General features: G+C 75.1%; 18 protein-coding genes. 1 reads left to right on the top strand and 17 read right to left on the bottom strand.

The window, feature by feature from the left end; genetic code table 11:
* Positions 1-41: 41 nt before the first annotated feature.
* From nadC to dacB, 16 genes are all read right to left on the bottom strand, one after another.
* Positions 42-992 carry a carboxylating nicotinate-nucleotide diphosphorylase gene (gene nadC / locus BKA22_RS10930; protein ID WP_371863660.1) on the bottom strand — a complete coding sequence of 317 codons (951 nt, stop codon included), beginning with the start codon at positions 990-992 and terminating at the stop codon, positions 42-44.
* A gap of 36 nt (positions 993-1028) precedes the next feature.
* On the bottom strand, positions 1029-2747 hold the full coding sequence (locus BKA22_RS10925; protein ID WP_146953693.1) for an L-aspartate oxidase: 1719 nt from the start codon (positions 2745-2747) through the stop codon (positions 1029-1031).
* Between the two features lie 35 nt (positions 2748-2782).
* The gene (gene panD / locus BKA22_RS10920; protein ID WP_146953516.1) at positions 2783-3283 is read right to left on the bottom strand and encodes an aspartate 1-decarboxylase; all 501 of its coding nucleotides are present in this window, start codon (positions 3281-3283) and stop codon (positions 2783-2785) included.
* On the bottom strand, positions 3280-4299 hold the full coding sequence (panC, locus tag BKA22_RS10915) for a pantoate--beta-alanine ligase (RefSeq protein ID WP_146953517.1): 1020 nt from the start codon (positions 4297-4299) through the stop codon (positions 3280-3282). The genes panD and panC overlap by 4 nt, the downstream gene beginning before the upstream one ends.
* On the bottom strand, positions 4296-5312 hold the full coding sequence (locus tag BKA22_RS10910) for a Rossmann-like and DUF2520 domain-containing protein (protein WP_179561748.1): 1017 nt from the start codon (positions 5310-5312) through the stop codon (positions 4296-4298). Before BKA22_RS10910 ends, panC begins: the two co-directional genes overlap by 4 nt.
* Entirely contained in the window at positions 5309-6883 is a 1575-nt protein-coding gene (locus tag BKA22_RS10905; protein WP_223203630.1) for a PH domain-containing protein, read from the bottom strand. Before BKA22_RS10905 ends, BKA22_RS10910 begins: the two co-directional genes overlap by 4 nt.
* Positions 6880-7434: a PH domain-containing protein gene (locus BKA22_RS10900; protein WP_146953519.1), complete on the bottom strand. Its 555-nt coding sequence runs from the start codon at positions 7432-7434 to the stop codon at positions 6880-6882. The genes BKA22_RS10905 and BKA22_RS10900 overlap by 4 nt, the downstream gene beginning before the upstream one ends.
* A gap of 49 nt (positions 7435-7483) precedes the next feature.
* Positions 7484-7975: a DUF3180 domain-containing protein gene (locus BKA22_RS10895; protein WP_146953520.1), complete on the bottom strand. Its 492-nt coding sequence runs from the start codon at positions 7973-7975 to the stop codon at positions 7484-7486.
* Positions 7975-9600, bottom strand: a complete 1626-nt coding sequence (gene folK / locus BKA22_RS10890) for a 2-amino-4-hydroxy-6-hydroxymethyldihydropteridine diphosphokinase (RefSeq protein WP_223203631.1) — start codon at positions 9598-9600, stop codon at positions 7975-7977. The genes BKA22_RS10895 and folK overlap by 1 nt, the downstream gene beginning before the upstream one ends.
* A complete protein-coding gene (gene folP, locus BKA22_RS10885; protein ID WP_146953521.1) occupies positions 9597-10631 on the bottom strand; it encodes a dihydropteroate synthase in 1035 nt (344 codons plus the stop codon). The genes folK and folP overlap by 4 nt, the downstream gene beginning before the upstream one ends.
* Before the next feature lie 39 nt (positions 10632-10670).
* Complete coding sequence (gene folE, locus BKA22_RS10880; RefSeq protein ID WP_179561747.1) at positions 10671-11324, bottom strand: GTP cyclohydrolase I FolE; 654 nt, start codon at positions 11322-11324, stop codon at positions 10671-10673.
* Entirely contained in the window at positions 11305-13416 is a 2112-nt protein-coding gene (ftsH, locus tag BKA22_RS10875; RefSeq protein ID WP_146953522.1) for an ATP-dependent zinc metalloprotease FtsH, read from the bottom strand. Before ftsH ends, folE begins: the two co-directional genes overlap by 20 nt.
* A gap of 133 nt (positions 13417-13549) precedes the next feature.
* Positions 13550-14104, bottom strand: a complete 555-nt coding sequence (gene hpt / locus BKA22_RS10870) for a hypoxanthine phosphoribosyltransferase (RefSeq protein ID WP_146953523.1) — start codon at positions 14102-14104, stop codon at positions 13550-13552.
* Positions 14105-14106: 2 nt separating this feature from the next.
* A complete protein-coding gene (gene tilS / locus BKA22_RS10865; protein WP_146953524.1) occupies positions 14107-15264 on the bottom strand; it encodes a tRNA lysidine(34) synthetase TilS in 1158 nt (385 codons plus the stop codon).
* Entirely contained in the window at positions 15261-16499 is a 1239-nt protein-coding gene (locus tag BKA22_RS10860; RefSeq protein ID WP_146953525.1) for an Rv3626c family coenzyme F420 biosynthesis-associated protein, read from the bottom strand. Before BKA22_RS10860 ends, tilS begins: the two co-directional genes overlap by 4 nt.
* A gap of 28 nt (positions 16500-16527) precedes the next feature.
* Positions 16528-17940 (bottom strand): D-alanyl-D-alanine carboxypeptidase/D-alanyl-D-alanine endopeptidase, encoded by a 1413-nt coding sequence (gene dacB / locus BKA22_RS10855; protein WP_146953526.1) that lies wholly within the window; start codon positions 17938-17940, stop codon positions 16528-16530.
* A gap of 159 nt (positions 17941-18099) precedes the next feature.
* Between dacB and BKA22_RS10850 the strand changes: the two genes are divergently transcribed.
* Positions 18100-18594, top strand: a complete 495-nt coding sequence (locus tag BKA22_RS10850; protein WP_146953527.1) for an inorganic diphosphatase — start codon at positions 18100-18102, stop codon at positions 18592-18594.
* A gap of 78 nt (positions 18595-18672) precedes the next feature.
* Here BKA22_RS10850 and BKA22_RS20345 read toward each other — a convergent pair whose 3' ends face one another.
* Positions 18673-20088, bottom strand: coding sequence for a C40 family peptidase (locus tag BKA22_RS20345; RefSeq protein WP_223203632.1), 1416 nt, complete (start codon positions 20086-20088; stop codon positions 18673-18675).
* Between the last annotated feature and the right edge of the window lie 92 nt (positions 20089-20180).

Genomic DNA, 20180 nt, shown 5'->3' with positions numbered 1-20180 from the left:
CCCGCCCGCTGGGCACGAGGCCGGTGCCCGGCCGTGCGGTGTCAGTGCGTCGTCAGGTCCAGCGCGAGGTCGAGGATCGGCGAGGAGTGCGTCAGGCCGCCCACCGACAGGTGGTCGACACCGGTCAGGGCGACCTCGCGGGCCCGCGCCAACGTCAGGTTGCCCGTGGCCTCCAGCTCGATGCGTCCGGTCGTCGGCTCACCCGCGCGCACCGCCGCGACGACCTCGCGCAGCACCGGCGTGGGCATGTTGTCGAGCAGCAGGAAGTCGGCACCCACCCCGACGGCCTCGAGCGCCTGCGCCAGGGTGTCCGCCTCGACCTGGATCGGCACCCCGGGGAACGCGGCGCGCACGGCCGCGACCGCGGCCGCCACCGAGCCGGCCGCCACGACGTGGTTGTCCTTGACCATCGCGACGTCGTACAGCCCCATGCGCTTGTTCGTGCCGCCGCCGCAGCGCACCGCGTACTTCTCCAGCGCCCGCAGGCCCGGGGTCGTCTTGCGGGTGTCGAGCACCTGGGCGCCCGTGCCGTCGAGCTCGTCCGACCAGCGGCGCGTGTGCGTCGCGACGCCCGACGCGCGCGAGGCCAGGTTGAGCAGCGTCCGCTCGGCGACCAGGAGCACCTGCACCGGCCCGGTCAGCTCGGCCAGCACGTCTCCGGCACGCACCCGGGTGCCGTCCGGGACGTGCACCACGAGCGTCGGGCACGCCAGGGCGAGCCGGGTCGCGACCTGCGCGAGCACCTCCGGCACGACGACCAGGCCGGCGAGCACGCCGTCCGCCCGGGCCATGAGCAGCGCGGTGCCGGTCGCGTCCGTCGGCACGGTGGCCTGCGTCGTCACGTCGCGTCCCGGTGCCGGGCCGAGGTCCTCGTCGAGCGCGGCGGCGACGAGCCGCGCGACGGCCACCGGGTCGGGCCCCGTGTCGCCGGGCAGGACACCCAGCGGATCGGCGGCGTGCTGGTCGGGCTGCGGGGTCGGCGTCGTGCTCACCGGGTCACGGTAGTGCCCGGATGCAGTAGTGCCCGGTCACTCGACGGGTGCCCGCCTCGAGCGCAGGGTGCCGTCCTGGTCGAGCGTCAGCTCGAGGCGCAGCCGCCAGGCGTCGTCCGGGGCCGGGAAGTCGCTGCGCGCGTGCCCCCCACGGCTCTCCTCACGTTCGAGGGCCGCTGCCGTCAGCACCGTCGCGACCTGGTGCACGTTCGTGGTCTCCCACTCGGCCACCTGCGGGTCGGCCAGCGGGTGGCCGGCGTCGTGGCGCAGATGGGCGTCCGTCGGCACCTGCGCGAGACCGGCCGCCGCGCGCCGCAGGCCCTCACCGTCGCGCAGCACTCCGGGACCGGCGGACGCCAGCCGCTGCACGCGCGAACGGGACGCGGCCGCCACGAGCGCGCGCTCACCCGACCGCCCGACCGGTTCGAGCACCGGCAGCTCGCCGCCGGCGACCTTGGCGGCGATGTCCCGGGCCGCGCGGTGCGCGAAGACCAGGCCCTCGAGCAACGAGTTCGACGCGAGCCGGTTGGCGCCGTGCACTCCCGTGCACGCCGTCTCACCGACGGCGTAGAGCCCCGGCAGGGATGTCCGCCCGACGAGGTCGGTGAGCACGCCGCCCGAGTGGTAGTGCTGCGCGGGCGCCACGGGGACGAGGTCGGTCGTCAGGTCGATGCCGTGCTCGGCCAGCCGGTCGTGGATCGTCGGGAACCGGCGCCGCAGGAAGTCCGCGCCGAGGTGCCGGGCGTCCAGCCAGACGTGGTCCGAACCGGTCGCCGCCATGCGCCGCACGATCGCGTGCGCGACGACGTCCCTCGGGGCGAGCTCGGCCATCGGGTGCACGTCGGGCATGAAGCGCACGCCGTCGGTGTCCAGGAGCCGGGCCCCCTCGCCTCGCACGGCCTCCGACACGAGCGTCAGCTGGCCCTTCACCCCGGCGCCGAGCCACAGCACGGTCGGATGGAACTGCACGAACTCGACGTCCGCGAGCGTCGCGCCTGCCCGCAGCGCCGCGGCGATGCCGTCGCCGGTCGCCTGCGCGGGGTTGGTCGAGGAACGGAAGACCTGGCCGATGCCCCCGGTGGCGAGCACGACCGCCCGGCCGAGTGCCGCGCCGACGCCGTCGCGCGAGCCCTCGCCGATGACGTGCAGCGTCACGCCGCACGCCGCACCGGGTCGACCGTCGGGGCCGACCGGGCCGGTGAGCACGTCGAGGACGAGCGCGTGCTCGATGACCTCGATGCCCGGGTCGTCACGCACGGCCTCGATCTGCGCGACGAGGGCGCGTGAGATCTCCGCGCCCGTCGCGTCGCCGCCGGCGTGCGCGATGCGGTCGGCGTGGTGACCGCCCTCGCGGGTCAGGGAGATCTGTCCGTCCGGCGCACGGTCGAACACCGCACCGCGCGCCACCAGCTCGCGCACGCGCGCCGGGCCCTCGGTGACCAGCACCTCGACGGCGCGCGGGTCGCAGAGCCCGGCGCCGGCGACGAGCGTGTCCTGCAGGTGGGCCGCCGGCGAGTCGTCGGGGTCGAGCGCCGCGGCGATGCCGCCCTGCGCCCACACCGTCGACCCGGAGTACAGCCGGTCCTTCGTGACGAGCAGGACCCGCGGCACCCGCGTGCGCAGCTCGAGGGCGGCGGTCAGCCCGGCGATCCCGGAGCCGACGACGACCGCGTCGGCCTCGACCGTCCAGCCCGGCTCGGGCGCGGCCAGCCGTGTGGCGAGCCGCACCGTGCCGGAACCGAGGCGCTCGGGCACGGCGGGTGACGGCGCGGCCGGGGTGGCGACGGTCGTCACCGGGTCGGGCTCTGCTCGGGGGCGTGCCCCTCGTGGGCGTGGCCCAGCAGCGCGCGTGCCTCGTCGAACGGGATCCCGCTGCCGACCAGGCCCTGCTCGTCCGTCCACGCCTGCGGCACCTGGCCGGGGTCGTCGCCGAGCTGGACGATCCGGTTGTCCGCGTCGACGAGCACCACGTGCGGCTCGTAGGTGCGGGACTCGGCGTCGGAGAGCTGCCCGTACGCGATGAGGATCACGACGTCACCGGGGTGCACGAGGTGCGCGGCGGCGCCGTTCACGCACACCTGCCCGGAGCCGGGCTCCCCCGCGATCGCGTAGGTCGTCAGCCGGGCACCGTTGGTCACGTCGACCACGTCGACCTGCTGGCCGGGCAGCAGGTCCGCCGCCTCCATCAGCTCGGCGTCGACCGTGATCGAGCCCACGTAGTGCAGGTCCGCGGCCGTCACGGTGGCGCGGTGGATCTTGCCGGTCATCATCGTGCGCACGAGCGAGGTCATGCGGTCACCTCCTCCGTGCGGGCACCGTGCGGACCGCCGGACGGCACGGGTCCGACCAGCTCCACCTCGGCGTTGTCGATCAGCCGCGTGACGCCCACGCGGGCGGCCAGCGCCAGGACGGCCGTGCCGGTGCGGTCCGGCCCGACCTCGGCGAACGTGCCCGGGTCGACGAGCGCGACGTAGTCGACGACGTCGACCGGGCGCACGTCCGCCACGGCCAGCCCGTCCGTCAGGACGGCCAGGGCCGCCGCCCGGACCGCGTCGGGACCCCCGCCCGCGGCCGCCTGCGTCCGCGCGGCGGTGAGCGCCTGCGAGAGAGCCAGGGCCTGCCTGCGCTGGTCGGGCGAGAGGTACGCGTTGCGGCTGGACAGCGCGAGCCCGTCCTCGTCACGCACGGTCGCCCCCGCGACGACCTCGACGGGCACGTCCAGGTCGCGCACCATGCGCCGCACGGCCGCGAGCTGCTGCGCGTCCTTCGCGCCGAAGACCGCGACCTGCGGGCGCACCAGGTGCAGGAGCTTGAGCACGACGGTCAGCACGCCGTCGAGGTGCCCGGGCCGCAGGGCACCCTCGAGCACGTCGCCCACCGAGCCGGCGGTGACCCGCGCGATCGGGTCGCCGTCGGGGTAGACCACGTCGGCCGTCGGGGCGAAGACCACGTCGTCCGCGCCGAGCAGCCCCGGTCCGGACAGCAGCGCCAGGTCGCCCTCGAGGTCCCGCGGGTAGCGGTCCAGGTCCTCGGTCGGCCCGAACTGCAGCGGGTTCACGAAGATCGTCACGACCACCGCGTCCGCGAGCTCCTTGGCCCGGCGCACGAGCGAGAGGTGGCCCGCGTGCAGCGCGCCCATCGTCATGACCACCGCACGCCGGTGCGGTCGGGCGTCGGGCGCACCGGCGCGCGAGCCCTCCGGGTACGGCAGCGCGCGGGCGTCCTGCACCGCGAGCGCGCCGGCCAGCGCCTCACGCGTGCGGGCCAGCGTGGGCGTGCCGGTCGAGATCCGGGTCGTGCCGGTCATGCGTCGTCCTCCTGCGGGCCCTGCTCGGCGCCGTGGTCCTCCTGCTGCAACGACGCGTCGGCCTCGGACATGCCCGCGACCGCGTCCAGCAGCTCCTGCGCGGCCTGGGGGCCGATCAGCCCCGCCGCGAGCGCACGCTGCGTGGCCGCGCGCGCCATGGCACGGTACCCCGCCACGACGTCGACGGCCCCCGTGGCCGCTGCCAGCCCGGCGAGTGCGGCACCGTGCTCGCGCACCGTCCCGGCGTCGCCGCGGCGCACCGGACCGGTCAGGGCGGAGATCGCCCCCGGACCGCGCGCACCCGACGGGTCGGCGCCCGTCTCGGCGCGCACCGCGCCGTCCAGCGCCGCACCGAGCAGCGGACCGAGCAGGCGCCCGGGATCGTCGACCCCGGCGCCGACGAGGGCCTGGGCGGCCTGCGCGACGAGCACCACCAGGTGGTTCGCGCCGTGCGCGAGCGCCGCGTGGTACAGCGGCCGGGCCTCCTCGGCGAGCACGACGGGCTCCCCGCCGATCTCGACGACCAGCGCCTGCCCGATCGGCAGCACCGGAGCCGGACCGGTGACCGCGAAGGTTGCACCGACGAGCCGCACCAGGTCCAGCGAGGTGCCGGTGAACGTCATCGCCGGGTGGATCGCCAGCGGGATCACCCCGGCGGACCGCGCCGCCGCGAGCACGTCCGTGCCGAACCGGCCCGAGGTGTGCACGACGATCTGGCCCGGTTGCCAGGCACCGACGTCGGCCAGGCCCGTCACGAGGTCGAGCAGCGCGTCGTCCGGGACGGCCAGCAGCACGAGCTCCGCGCGGCGCACGACCTCGGGCACGTCGAGCACCGGCACGCCCGGCAGCAAGGAGGCAGCGCGTTCGCGGGACGCCTCCGAGATCGCGGACACCGCGACCACCGGGTGACCCGCAGCCCGCAACGCGCTGCCGAGCACCGCGCCGACCCGGCCGGCACCGATGACGCCGACGCCGAGGCGACCCGGCCGGCGCGACGGGTCCGCGACGGTCACCTCGACGCCTCGGGAAAGGGCTTCGACCACTGCTCCGGGCCGGCACCCGCACGGGCCGTGCGCGCCCGGTGCGCCTGCTCGTCCATCAGGGCGGCAGCCGTCAGCGCGTCCAGGTGCGCGACCTCCGGGCTCACCGGCCCGGGCGTCGAGTGCACGACGAACGACGCGAGCCCCAGCCGACGCTGCAGCGGACCCTGCGCGAGGCCGAGCGACTGCGTGCGCTCGTGCGGCACGACGTCCACCTGCCGCCACACCCGACCCGACCGGGCGAGCAGCGCACGACCGGTCACCAGCACACCGCGCCGCCGCCAGCCGACCGGGTCGACCCACCGGGCGCTGCGCGGCGCCGTCGTGAAGCCGCCGTCGCCGTCCATGCCCGAGAACGCCGCGTCCAGGACCGCCCGAGGATCCTCGACCCCCAGGTCAGGCAGCACGAGCCAGATGGCCGTCATCGCCTCCTCGCGGCTCGCGACCGGGTGCAGCACCGTGTCGTGCTCGGCGTCCTGCGTCCCGGCGTACCCGGCCACGTTGATCTGCACGCGCCACCAGTCGGCCTTGCGCCATAGGAACGGCTGCGTGACCCGGATCGCCTGCACCCGTCCCGGAGGGACGGTCTGCGTGCGCGCCTCCGTCAGACCGTGGTGCAGGCGGATGCCGTCGGCCGAGAGCGCCGCACGGAAGCCGGCGCCCTGGTTGATCCGGCCCCACACCGCCCCGACCGTGCCCAGGACCGCGGGCGCGACCACGAAGATCGAACCGATCTCCCGCGAGAGCGCCAGCAGCACGATCGCCACGGCGACGCCCACCACGAGCCAGATCATCGCGCCGGACAGCAGCGTCGCGGGCAGCAGGCGACCCATCGGCACCTCGTAGACCAGCTGCTCGGGCGCTGCGGCCGGACGCGGGCCCCCGACGGGTGCCGCCGGCCCGGGGACCTGGGCGAACGCGCCGTCGAGCGGGATCCGGGCGTCGTCGCGCGCGGTCGGGGCCGTCGTGACGCCGTCCGCGGCGGCGCCCCCGGTGGGTACCGGCGTCGCACGGCGACCCGCTGCGAGCGCGAGCAGCCGGATCCGCAGGTCCTCCGCGTCGGACTCGCGCAGGAAGGCCAGCGACACCGCCGACTCCGCTCCGCCGGCCACCTCGAGCTTGAGCTCGGACAGCCCGACGAGCCGGGCCAGCAGCGGCTGCACGACGTCGACGGCCTGGAGCCGGTCCAGCCGCGCCTGGCGCTGCTGCCGGAACAGCACACCCGTGCGCAGGTGCACGGCCTCGGCGGACACCGCGAACCGCGTGACGCGCCACGCGATCGTCGAGTAGGCGAAACCCACCAGCAGGATCACGACGAGACCGCCGAGCACGACGAGCCAGCCCCGGCCGTGCACGTGCCGCAGACCCTCCTGCACGTTGTCCAGCTGCGCCCACGCGACGACCAGCAGACCCAGCAGCAGCTTCCAGCCCTTGAGCGCCGGGGTGACCGGGTGCATCCGCTGCCAGTCGAGGCGGTCGTCGTCCTGGACCATCAGGGTCGGGTCCGGGTCGGGCACGCCCTGGTCGGGCACGCCCGCGGTCACAGCCCCGCCAGCCGGGCCTCGCCGCGCGAGGCCAGACGGTCACGCAGGCGCGCGGCCTCCTGGGGCGGCAGGCCGGAGATCGACGCGTTCGTCGCCGGGGAGGCGGTGTGCAGCTGCACCGAGGCGATCGCGAACCGGCGCGCGAGCGGCCCGGCGCTCACGTCGACGTACTGCATCCGCCCGTAGGGCACCACGACGAGCGAGCGGAACATGATGCCCCGCCGGATCAGCAGGTCGTCGTCCCGCTCGGCGTACGCCTGAGCGCGCACCTGACGCGGCACGAGCCAGCCGATCCACGCCAGCAGCACCACGAGGATGCCGGGCAGGGTCCACAGCCACGGCTCACCGACCGCCACCGCGAGCACGACCGCACCGACCAGTGGCAGGACGAACCACAGCGCGGCCACCGTCAGCCGGGCGCCGGCCAACCGGGTCGAGACGGGGGTCCAGGTCACGCCCACGGGGTCGAACGGGCCGCGGTCGTCGAGGCGTCGCACCGCCGAGGGCACGGAGGGCGCCGCCGACTCCGGGAGCTGCTGGTCGGAGGTCATGCGCCCATCCTTCCACCGACCGGCGCAGCGCCCCGGGACCGACGACCGCTCAGCCGGCTGCGGGGTCCGGGGCCTGCTCGTCGAGCCGCTCGCGCGTGCCGTCCTCGGGCGGCGGCACCTGGCAGAACCACTCGACGACGAGCCCGACGGCCGCGAGCAGGAGCGCCCCGACCGTGGCCGCACCGGCGGCCGCCGCCCGGGTCAGCTGCTCCGAACCGCCCGTCTCGCGCAGCACCGTGAGCACCTGGCCGCCGTACCAGCCCGCGAGCAGCGCACCGGTGTAGCACGAGGCCTTGGCCAGCACCGCCGTGCGCGCCGCCCGGATCGGGTTCAGCGTCGGCCGACGACCACGCAGGAACTGCCGGACCGCCCATCCCATCGACAGCACCACGCCGGCGATCACGAGCTCGACGGCGACGACCAGCCACGGGACCGTGGGCAGGCTCGCGCCGCGACCCAGCGCGGCACGCAGCACCACCCAGGTGCCGACGGCGACCGCGAGGGCCAGGAGGACGAGGTTCTGCCAGCGGGTGCGGTGCATCACGCCTCGGGCGCGGAGTCGGGCTGCGCGGCCGGCACCGGGCTGGTCAGCCAGTCGAGCGCGAGCCAACGGACGCCGTCACGGTCGGGAGCGGTGGCGGCCAGCGCCGCCACCGGACCGCCACCGAGGCCCGGCAGGACGGCGTCGGGGTCGACCTGCGCCCAGGGCTGCAGCACGAACGCCCGCTCGTGCGCCCGCGGGTGGGGCAGCTCGAGGTCGTCCGTGGTGGCCAGGACGGCGCCGTAGGTGACGATGTCGACGTCGAGGGTCCGCGGCCCCCAGTGCACGAGCCGTTCGCGACCGTGCACCTGCTCGACCGCCTGCGTGGCCCGCAGCAGGTCCCGGGCGGACAACGTCGTGCGGGCCAGCAGGACAGCGTTGAGGTAGTCGGGCTGCTCGGGACCGCCCACCGCCGCGCTGCGGGCGAGCGCGGACACGTCGTCGACGTGCAGCCCAGGCACCGCCGCGAGGTCGGAGACCGCCTGGCGCAGCGTCTCCTGCGCGTTGCCGAGGTTCGCGCCGATCGCGAGCACCACGGCCACAGGAGCGGCGGGGGCGACGTCGAGCACGTCGAGCTCGATCTCGCCGTCGACGACGTCGACGAGCTCGACCAGCTCGGCACCCGGCACGGGGCCCGCCACCGGTGCGGCGGCCATCGGCGCGGCGACCGAGACCGGACCCGTGGGGAACACGGCCGGGAACACCGGCACGGGGTTCGGCACCGGGGTCGGGATCGGGGCGGACGCGGGGTTCGGGGTGGGGTTCGGGTCCCACGCCTCGTCGAGCGGCAGGCTCGGCGGCGTGACCACCGACCCCGAGGACCACGGCAGCATGTCGGCCCCGAGCACCTCGGCCGACACCGGTGCGACCTGCACCCCGCCGGCAGGCGCGGGGCCTGCGGCCGTCGGTCCGGGCACCGCCGGGACGGGCACCGCCGGGACGGGCGGCACGGGCGTGAGCGGAGGACCCGACGGCGCACCCTCCACGGGGTCGAACGCCGGTGTCACGGGCATCACGGCCGTGCTCGTCGGGACACCCGCACCCGCCTCGCGCACGGAGGCCCGGCTCGGGGCGAGCGGCGGGCGGTACGGCTCGGCCGCCGGGAGCTTCGTGCGGTCACGGTGCACGGCCACGACCACGTCCCCGAAGGGGACGGTGATGGGCGCCTGGGGCTTGTGCAGCTGCACGTCCACGGCAGACACCAGCGGGGAGACCAGCACCGTCGCGGCGATCCGCTCGGCCACCGTCTCGATCAGGTCGGCGGGCTCACCCGAGAGCACAGCCGCGACCTGCTCGGCCAGCACGCCGTAGTTCACCGTCAGCGCCAGGTCGTCGCGGCTCGCGGCGCGGCGGGTGTCCAGGTGCACGACGACGTCGGCGACGAACACCTGCCCCTCGCGCCGCTCGGCGTCGAACACCCCGTGGTACCCGACCGCGCTGATGCCCGAGAGCAGGATCTGGTCGAGACGGCGCCCGTCGGCGTCGTGCACGACCGGGACGACCGGCACCCGGGCGGCACCCGCCGACGCTGCGCCCGTGCTCGGGATCGGCCGGGGTCGGCCGACGCCGCTTGGCGCGCCGATGGGTTGTCCGGCGTCCGGGGCGTACCCGTCGTGCACGCTCACCGTGCGCTCCTTCCGTCGGCCGCGTCCTCGTCGACGGGCAGCTCGTCCGTGGTCTCGTGCACCGGGGCTGGATCGGGGGCTGGATCGGGGGCTGGATCGGGGACTGGATCGGGCGCAGCAGCAGGCGCAGCACCGCGCGCGCCGCTCCAGGCGGCTGCCACGCGGACGGCGTCGGCCGACCCGGCGACCTCGTGCACCCGCACGCACCAGGCGCCCGCAGCGGCCGCGAGAGCGGACACCGCGGCGGTCGCGCCGTCGCGGGCGAGCGGCGGCGCCGGGTTCCCGTCCGCCCCCGCCAGCAGATGACCCAGGAACCGCTTGCGGCTCGCACCCACCAGCACCGGGAAGCCGTCGGCGACCAGCTCGGGCAGGCGGGCCAGCAGCGGCCAGTTGCTCGCACCCGGCTTGGCGAAGCCCAGCCCGGGGTCCAGCACGATCTGCTCGTCGCGGACGCCGGCCGCGCGCAGGACCTCGACGCGCTCGGCGAGCTCGCGCCGCACGTCGGCGACGACGTCGTCGTAGCGGTCCAGGTCGTCCATGACGTCGGCGTGCCCGCGCCAGTGCATGGCGACGTACACCGCGCCGGTCCGGGCGATCACGCCGGCCATCTCAGGGTCGGCCAGACCGCCCGACACGTCGTTGACGATCGAGGCGCCGCGGTCGACGGCCGCGCGGGCGACCGCGGCCCGGGTCGTGTCGACGCTGACCGTCGCGCCGCGGCCGGTCAGCTCCTCGACGACCGGGAGCACCCGGGCCAGCTCGTCCTCGACCGGGACGCGTCGCGCGCCGGGGCGGGTCGACTCCCCGCCGACGTCGAGCAGGTCCGCGCCCTGCTCCATGAGCGCCAGCCCGTGCGCGACGGCCGCACCCGGTGTGAACCACCGGCCGCCGTCCGAGAACGAGTCGGGCGTGACGTTGACGACGCCCATGACGAGCGTGCGCCCGCCTGCCCGCAGGGCGGCCGGCAGCGGCGCGGGCCGCGTTCCCGGACGGGTGTCCGGCACGGCACCAGCCGGCGAGCGATCGATCATGGGGCCGAGCCTAGGGCGTCCGACGTCGGGGCGGACGGGTCAGCGACCGAGCACGAGGCTCATCGCCTCGGCCCGCGTGGCGACGTCCCGCAGCTGCCCACGGACCGCCGAGGTGACCGTGCGCGACCCGGGCTTGCGCACGCCCCGCATCGACATGCACAGGTGCTCGCACTCGACGACCACGAGGACACCGCGCGGCTGCAGCACCCGCACCATCGCGTCGGCGATCTGCGAGGTCAGCCGCTCCTGCACCTGCGGGCGGCGGGCGTAGACGTCGACGAGCCGGGCGAACTTGCTCAGGCCCGTGATCCGACCGTCCGCACCCGGGATGTAACCGACGTGCGCGACCCCGTGGAACGGCACCAGGTGGTGCTCGCACGTGGAGTAGACCTCGATGTCCTTGACCAGGACGAGCTCCTCGTGGCCGAGGTCGAACGTCGTCGTCAGGACGTCCTCGGGCTCCTGGTAGAGCCCCGCGAAGATCTCCTTGTACGCGCGGGCCACCCGGCCGGGGGTGTCCCGCAGACCCTCGCGGTCCGGGTCCTCACCGACCGCGAGCAGCAGCTCACGGACGGCCGCCTCGGCGCGCGCCTCGTCGTACTGCCCGACCGCCTTGCCCGACCACGTCACCGGGCTGATGGTCGAGGCGACCGTCGCGCGCCCGGCGAGGCCGTCAGTGGGATCCGTCGCCATCGGTCGCCTCCTGGGACGTCGGGCCCGCAGGCTCCGCCGGTGTGTCGCTGACGTGCGAGGCCTGCTCGACGAGCGCCCCGCCGACCGGGCCGACGGAGGCAGGTGTGCCGTTGCTGGCGGCAGGTGCGTCGACAGGGCCGTCGGTCGGGCCGTCCTTCGGACCCTCCGCTGCGGCACGCTCGGCGGGCGTGAGCACCGGCGGCCGGTCGGAGACACCACGGTCGTCGTTCGAGAGCCACACCTCGCGCGGGGGGCGCTTGGTGATCGGCGCGAAGATCGTGGCGAGCTGCTCCTGGTTGAGCGTCTCCTTCTCGAGGAGCTCGAGGACCAGCGCGTCGAGCACGTCGCGGTACTCCACGAGGATCTCCCACGCCTCGGTGTGCGCCCGCTCGACCAGCGCCCGCACCTCGAGGTCGATCGACGCGGCGACGTCCTCGGAGTAGTCGCGCTGGTGGCCGACGTCGCGGCCGAGGAACATCTCGGAGGACTGCTGCCCGAGGTGGATCGCGCCGAGCCGGGTGCTCATGCCGAACTGGGTGACCATCCGCCGTGCCGTGCCCGTGGCCTTCTCGATGTCGTTACTGGCACCGGTGGTCGGGTCGTGGAAGACGAGCTCCTCGGCGACGCGGCCGCCCATGGCGTAGGCGAGCTGGTCGAGCAGCTCGTTGCGCGTCGTGGAGTACTTGTCCTCCGTCGGCATGACCATCGTGTAGCCGAGCGCACGACCACGGGGCAGGATCGTGACCTTCGTGACGGGGTCGGTGTAGCGCAGCGCGGCGGCCACCAAGGCGTGACCACCCTCGTGGTACGCGGTGATCTTCACCTCCTTGGGGTTCATCACGCGGGTGCGCTTCTGCGGGCCGGCCACGACGCGGTCGATCGCCTCGTCGAGCGCGTGGTCGTCGATGATCGAGCCGTTCTGGCGTGCGGTGAGCAGCGCGGCCTCGTTCAGCACGTTCGCCAGGTCGGCGCCCGTGAAGCCCGGGGTACGCCGGGCGACCGTCGTCAGGTCGACGCCCGGGGCCATCGGCTTGCCCTGCGCGTGCACGCGCAGGATCCGCTCGCGGCCCTTGAGGTCCGGCGGGTCGACCGCGACCTGGCGGTCGAAGCGTCCCGGGCGCAGCAGTGCGGGGTCCAGGATGTCGGGCCGGTTCGTGGCCGCGATGAGGATGACGTTGGTCTTGACGTCGAAGCCGTCCATCTCGACGAGCATCTGGTTGAGCGTCTGCTCACGCTCGTCGTGCCCGCCGCCGAGGCCTGCGCCGCGGTGACGACCGACGGCATCGATCTCGTCGACGAAGATGATCGCCGGCGAGTTCTCCTTGGCCTGCTGGAACAGGTCACGGACGCGGCTCGCGCCGACACCGACGAACATCTCCACGAAGTCCGAGCCGGAGATCGAGTAGAACGGCACGCCCGCCTCGCCCGCGACGGCGCGTGCGAGCAGGGTCTTGCCGGTTCCCGGAGGGCCGTACAGCAGCACGCCCTTGGGGATCTTGGCCCCGACCGCCTGGAACTTGGCGGGCTCGGAGAGGAACTCCTTGATCTCCTGCAGCTCCTCGAGCGCCTCGTCCACACCGGCGACGTCCGCGAAGGTGACCTGCGGCGATTCCTTGCTCACGAGCTTGGCGCGCGACTTGCCGAAGCTCATGACCCGCGAGCCGCCGCCCTGCATGTTGGACATGAGGAACCAGAACACGCCCAGGATGATGACGAACGGCAGCACGAGGCCGAGCAGGCTCGTCCACCAGGAGGTCTGCGGCACCTCGGAGGTGTAGCCGTCCTTCGGGTCCGCCTTCGCGATGGCCGCGATGACGTCCGGACCCTGCGGGACGACGTAGTAGAACTGGACGGAGGTGCCGTAGTTGTCCTCGTCCTTGACGAAGTCCTTGCTCAGCGTGAGGTCGACGCGCTGGTCACCCTCGGTGACCTTGGCCTGCGTGACCTTGCCGTCGGCGAGGAGTGCGAGGCCGTCGGAGGTGTCGATGCGCTGGACGCTGGGCGTGGCCAGCGTGCTGGCTCCGACCCAGAGCAGCACGACGGCGAGGACGATCCACAGGATGGGACCACGGACAAGTCGCTTGAGATTCATGGGCGGGGCGCAGCCCCCTCATCCCTCCGGTGGCAGGACAGGTGGCTCGAAGTTACACGGTGATGCTGAAGGTTCCCCTCCCTGTTCGCCCAGGGCACAGGCTGCCGCGGGTGCAGGGAGGGGACCTTCGGGCTCAGGCCCCGTAGACGTGCGGGGCGAGCGTGCCGACGAACGGCAGGTTGCGGTACTTCTCGGCGTAGTCCAGCCCGTAGCCGACGACGAACTCGTTGGGGATCTCGAAGCCGACGTACCGGACGTCGACCTCGACCTTGGCGGCCTCGGGCTTGCGCAGCATGGTGGCGACCTCGACGCTCGCCGGACCGCGTGAGCGCAGGTTCGACAGCAGCCACGACAGCGTGAGCCCGGAGTCGATGATGTCCTCGACGATGAGCACGTGCCGACCGGTCAGGTCCGCGTCGAGGTCCTTGAGGATGCGCACCACGCCCGAGGACTTGGTGCCCGACCCGTAGGAGGAGACCGCCATCCAGTCCATGTGCACGGTCGTGTGCAGCCGCCGCGCGAGGTCCGCCATGACCATCACGGCACCCTTGAGGACACCGACCAGGAGCAGGTCGGTGCCGGCGTAGTCGGCGTCGATCTGTGCGGCGATCTCGTCGAGGCGGCCGTGCAGCTGCTCCTCGCTCAGCAGGACCTTCTCGAGGTCCGCGCCCATGTCCGCAGCGTCCACCGCTACCGCTCCTGTCGATCGTCCGTCGGGGGTTCGGGGTCGGGCTCGGGCCGACTCCCAGGTCGACCGGCAGGCCCCAGCCCAAGCGTGCCACACGCACGCCACCCGACCGTCGGGACCCCGGCCGGGCCCGGGAGCGCCACGGGACCCTGCCCGTGCCAGCCGGTCAGCAGGGCGTCGAGCGCGAGCACGTGCTCCCGGCGCAGGCTCCCGGCCGGGCTGCCGGCACGCACCGCCGCGGCCCGCAGCGCCCAGCGCCGCAGACCGGTCGGGGCGGCGAGCAGGGCGTCGACGTCGAACCGGAGCGACGGGTCGTCGTCGAGCGGGCCGTCGACGAGCTGGGCGTCGTCGAGCGGCCCATCGGGGCGCAGGGCGTCGGCGAGCAGGGCGTCGGCGAGCAGGGCGTCGGCGAGCGTATCGAGCGTGTCCGCCGCCTCGCGCAGCTGGTCGGCCGTGCGTGCCAGCGCACCGGGCACCCCGGGCCCCAGCACGTCGACGAGCGCAGGCACGGCCAGCGCCCGCAGCCTGCTCCGGCGAGGTCCGGACGAGGCCTCGGCCGTCGGCGTGTTCGTCGGGTCGTGCCACGGGTCCAGCGCCAGCACCTCGCACACCCGCAGCGTGTCCGCGCGGCGCAGCGCGAGCAGCGGCCGACGCAGACGCCCCCGCACGGCCGCCATGCCGGCCAGGGCCCGCACGCCCGACCCGCGACCCAGACCGAGCAGCACGGTCTCGGCCTGGTCGTCCAGGGTGTGGCCGAGCAGCACGGCGTGCGCACCCGTGGCGTCGGCGACGGCGTCGATCGCCGCGTACCGGGCGTCCCGGGCGGCCGCCTCGGGCCCACCCGGTCCGTCGGGTGCGACCGCGACGACGTGCACCGGGTCGAGACCGAGCGTGCGGCACGCGTCCGCGGCCCGCCGGGCCACCTGCGCCGACCCCGCCTGCAGGCCGTGGTCGACGACCACCGCGCCGGCGCGCCAGCCCCCGGCACCGGACGCGCGCCGACGGGCACGGTCGGCGACGAACGCCGTCGCCGCCGCCAGCGCGAGCGAGTCCGGCCCGCCCGAGCAGGCGACGAGCACGAGCCCGTCCGCCGGGACGTCGGCGGTGATCGCCGCCACCGCCGACCGCACGGCGGCGACCGCCGGGTCGGGTCCGCTCACCCGTGCACCCGGTGCACCCAGCGCTCGGGGTCGGCGATCTCGGCCGCGCTGGGCAGGAGCGCCGCGTCGGTCCAGACGACGTTCAGCCCGTCGACGCCGACCCTGCGCCGCACGGCCCGCACGAAGGCGGCGCCGTCGCGGTACTGCGCGAGCTTCGCGTCGAGCCCGAGCAGCCGGCGCACCAGCCCGGCCGGGCCGCGCGCACGTGCGGCCGAGTCCCGCCGGGCCTCGAACCGCGCCCGCAGCTGGCGGACCGACGGCACCAGACCGCGTCCGGCGGCATCCATGGTCACGTCGGCGTGCCCCTCGAGCAGCGCCATCACGGCGCCGACCTCGTCCGCGATCGCCCGCTGCTCCGCGGGCAGCAGGGCCGTGAGGTCGAACGGTGCGTCGGAGTCCCGCAGCGCCCGCACGACCGTGGTGAGGACGTCGGCGGGCGAGGGCCAGCCGGTGCCGGGAGCGCCGGGCGGCGTCGCACCGCCCGCCGACCGACCGGCCGCGGCCACCGCGGACACCGCGGACCGCACGGAGACGCCCAGGCCGGTCACGAGCTGCGTGGCACGCCCGCGCAGGTGCCCGGCGAGCCAGGGGGCGGCCGCGAACTGCAGGGCGTGGGTCTGCTCGTGCAGCGCGACCCACACCCGGAAGTCCGCCGGGACCACGTCGAGCGTGCGTTCGACCTGCAGCACGTTCGGTGCGACGAGCAGCAACCGGCCCGGCTGCCCGGGTGCGACCGCGAACGGGTCGAACTGACCGAGCACCTTGCCCGACAGCAGCGCGAGCAGCCCGGCGACCTCGACCGCGGCGGTCGTCCGCGACGTCGGGGAGGGCGGCGTCAGGGTCCGGGCCCCTCCCCCGTCGGAGCCGGTCGACCAGACCGCCGGGTCCACGTCGGCGAGCATCGCCGCGAAGACCTGCGTGTTGGCCCGGGCCCAGCCGGGGCGGTCGACCACGAGCACGCGCGAGACTTCCTGCGGGGCACGTCCGTCGGCAGGCACGAGCCGGGACGCCCGGGAGGCGTGCTCGGCCGTCCGGGCGGCGCCCGCGCGGAGCTCGCCCACGAGGTCGGCCAGCTGCGCGCGCGAGGCGACGGGACCCGGCGAGGCCAGGCGCCCGGCCAGCCGCGCCGCGGCGTCCCAGTCCACGGGCGAACCGGGCCCGCCGGTCGCCGCGCCGGGCTCCTGCTCGCGACGTGCCTGCTCGTCGCGTGCCTGCTCGCTTGGCGCCTGCTCCATCGGGTCCTCCCTCAGGTCACGGTAACCGTCAGCGGCAGCCGCAGCCCGCGAGGTCGATCACGAACGCGTCGATGGCGCTGCGGGGTGCCCACTGGCCGCCTGCGGGCGTCTGGTCGGCGATGACGACGAAGATCAGCTGGCGGCGGTCGGCGTCGAGCACCGTGCCCGCGAGCGACGTGACGCCCGGCAGGCTGCCGGTCTTGGCACGCACGAGCCCCCGGGCCGTGGAGTCGGTGTACCGCTCGGCGAGGGTCCCGGTCAGACCGGCGATCGGCATCCCGGTGGCGACCTCGCGCAGCAGCGGCTGCGCCGGGTCGGTGGACAGCCGCAGCAGGTCGAGCAGCAGCGAAGGCGTCAGCACGGAACCGTCGCCCAGCCCCGAGGCGTCGACGAGGGACGAGCCCGTGGTGTCCGCGCCGAGCGTCTGCACCGCGTGCATGACGGCCTGCGAGGCTCCCTCGAAGCTCGCCGGCAGACCGGCGTCGATCGCGACCACGCGCGAGACGACCTCGGTGATCGTGTTGTCCGAGTGGTCGAGGAAGTGGTGCACGACCTTGTCGAGCGTGGCGGAGTGCACGACACCGAGCTCGAGCGCGCCGTCGGACGCGGTCGCCCGGGTCGGCGTCCCCTGCACGCTCACGCCCGCCTCGGCGAGCCGGGCCGCGAAGGTCTGCGCGGCCTGCAGCGAGGGGTCGGCGTAACGCGGCGGGTACTCCCCCTCGGACATCTGGGCGATGTCCACCGCGAGCGCCGTGACGGGGGCGACGTAGCCGGCGGCGATGTCGGAGGTGTCCCACCGGGGGCTGAGCGACGGCCCGGTGAAGAGCGAGTCGTCGAAGGCGAGCCGGACGCTCGTGAGCCCCTCGAGCTGCAGGGTCTGGGCGACCTGCGCGGCAAGGTCCGCCAGGCCTGCGTGCCCGTTGACGGCGTCCGGGTCGCCCGCACCGGCGGCGAGCATCATGTCGCCACCGCCGACGAGCACGATCGTGTCGCCGTCGCCGCGCACCACGCGGGTGTCGAGCGTCAGGTCGCCGCCGAGCGTGCCGAGCGCGGCCACCGCGGTCACGAGCTTCGCGGTCGATGCCGGGGTGCGCCCCTCGTCGGGCAGGTGCGAGGCGAGGACCTCGCCCGTGAGCTGGTCGGCGACCACGACTCCCACGGTGGCGCCGAGCCGACTGTCCGCCGCGAGCGCGTCGACCTTGGCCTGCAGCGTGGCGACGTCCGGCACGGGGACCTGCGGGTCGAGCGTCGTGAGCGCCGAGGTGACGTCCGCCGCCTCGACCGCGCCGGGCGCGGTGGGGAACGGCGCGGCGGGCTCCGGCACGGGGGCGAGGGTGAGCACACCGGGGACCAGGTCGTACGCGTCGGCCGTCGCGTAGGCGCCCAGACCGAGGACCACGACCAGCACGGCGGTCCCTGCGACACGCCATCCGCTGGCCATCTCCACCGTCCCCTCCAGGCACCGACGACGCGCTCGTCACGCCGGTGCGTCACACTACTGTCCGTAGCAGGGGCGCACGGCACGCGAAGGCGCCCTCACGACGACGTGTCACGCCCGCCCCGCCACACCGAGGGGCGCCGGACGTGCGACAGGAGTGCAGTGGAGTTCGACGTCACGATCGAGATCCCCAAGGGGCAGCGCAACAAGTACGAGGTCGACCACGCCACGGGGCGCATCCGCCTCGACCGGATGCTGTTCACCTCGACCCGGTACCCGGACGACTACGGCTTCATCGAGGGCACCCTCGGTGAGGACGGCGACCCGCTCGACGCGCTCGTGCTGCTCGAGGAGCCGACGTTCCCGGGCTGCCTGATCCGGTGCCGCGCGCTGGGCATGTTCCGCATGCGCGACGAGGCCGGCGGCGACGACAAGGTCCTGTGCGTGCCCACGGGCGACCAGCGCGCCGCGTGGCGTCAGGACATCGACGACGTGTCCGACTTCCACCGCCTGGAGATCCAGCACTTCTTCGAGGTCTACAAGGACCTGGAGCCGGGCAAGTCGGTCGAGGGCGCCCACTGGACGGGCCGCGCCGAGGCCGAGGCCGAGATCGAGCGGTCGCGCCAGCGCGCGATCGACGCCGGCTACGACCACTGACGGGACCACCGCACGCACGAAGGCCCGCCCCCTCGGATCCACCCTGAGGGAGCGGGCCTTCGTCGTCTGCGGACGAGGTCAGGGGCGCCCGGCGTAGGGCATGGTCCCCGACCAGCGCATCGAGGTGACCCGCACCGGCACGTTGTAGGTCGGGGCCTCGATGATCTGCCCGTTCCCGATGTACATCGCCACGTGGTAGATCGAGCTGGGGTCGGCGGTGTTGCTCGCCCAGAAGATGAGGTCGCCGGGCCGCAGCTGGTCGTAGGAGATCTTCTGGACCTGCGTGTACTGGTCGCGCGAGGTGCGGTTGATGCTCACGCCCGCGGTGCGCCAGGAGGTCGACGTCAGGCCCGAGCAGTCGTAGCCGGTCGGACCGACACCGCCCCACACGTACGGCAGGCCGAGCTTGGTCATCGCGGACGCGACGGCCGCCTGGCCCTGCGCCGCGGAGCCGCGGGAGGTGCCGCCGGTGGCGGGCGCTGACGGGGCGGCCGGTTCCGGCGTCGAGGTCGCCGGGGGTGTGGTCGTGCCCCCGGTGGTCGTGCCTCCGGTGGCCGGCGTCCCCGAGCCACCCGTGGCAGGTGCCGTCGTGCCATCGGTCGCGGGCGTGCTGGTCGTGGGGGTGCTGGTCGCGGGCGTGCTCGTCGCGGGGGCGGCGGGCGTCGCGGCAGCCAGCCGGGCAGCCTGCGCGGCCGCCTCGGTGCGGGCTCGCCGTTCCGCGTCGAGCTGGTCCTGCCGCTGGCGCTCGACCTCGACGCTGGTCTGCCGCGCGGCGGCGAGCACGGTCAGCAGCTGGTCGCGCTCGCTCGCGGCCGCGGCGACCTGGTCCTCGGCGTCGGCCTGCGCCTGCTGGGCGGTGTCGAGCGCGGTCTGCGCGGCGGCCTTCGCGGTCGCCGCCTCCTCGGCGGCGTCCGCGGCGCGGGCGGACAGCGTCGTGGCGACGAGCTGGGCGGCCCGCAGCTCCTGGACCGCCTGGTCGGCCTTGCCGCTGACACGGTCGAGCGTGCCGCTGCGACGGGCGACGTCCTCGAACCCGTCCGCGGACAGCAGCGACTGCAGCGCGTCGGCGGAGCCGCCCGAGCGGGCGATCTGGCGGGCGATCGCCGCGAGCTGGCGGCGGGCCTCCTCCGCCTTTGCGTCGGCCTCCTGCGACCGGGCGGTCGCGTCGGCGGACACGGCCTGGGCGGCGTCGGAGTCCGCGAGCGCCTGGGTGTAGGCCTCGCCGACCTGCTGGACCTTGAGCTCGGCGGCGTCGTTGGCAGCGGTGAGCTCGGCGAGCCGGACCTCCGCGCCCGCCACCGACGTGGTGGCGTCGGTCACGGCCTGCTGGGCGTCCTCGACGTCCTGCTGCGAGGGTGGCGTCGGGTCGGCGAGCGCGACCGTGGTCCCGGTGGCCGTGCCGGCGACGAGGAGCACGGCTGCCACGGCACCGGACACGACGGCGCGACGGCCTGCCGCCCGACGTCCTCGGGCGTGCGTGACGCGTGAGGTCACCAGGTTCCCCTTCCGCAGGTCCGTGATCGCAGGTCCGTGGCGTGGGCGCCCGACGGTTCCCGCCTTCGGCACGCTACCGGCGTGAACCCCAG

This window comes from Cellulomonas soli (assembly GCF_013409305.1).
Lineage (GTDB): Bacteria > Actinomycetota > Actinomycetes > Actinomycetales > Cellulomonadaceae > Cellulomonas > Cellulomonas soli.
The sequence above is the reverse complement of the archived record's forward strand: the minus strand, read 5'-3'. Positions and strand labels throughout refer to the sequence as shown.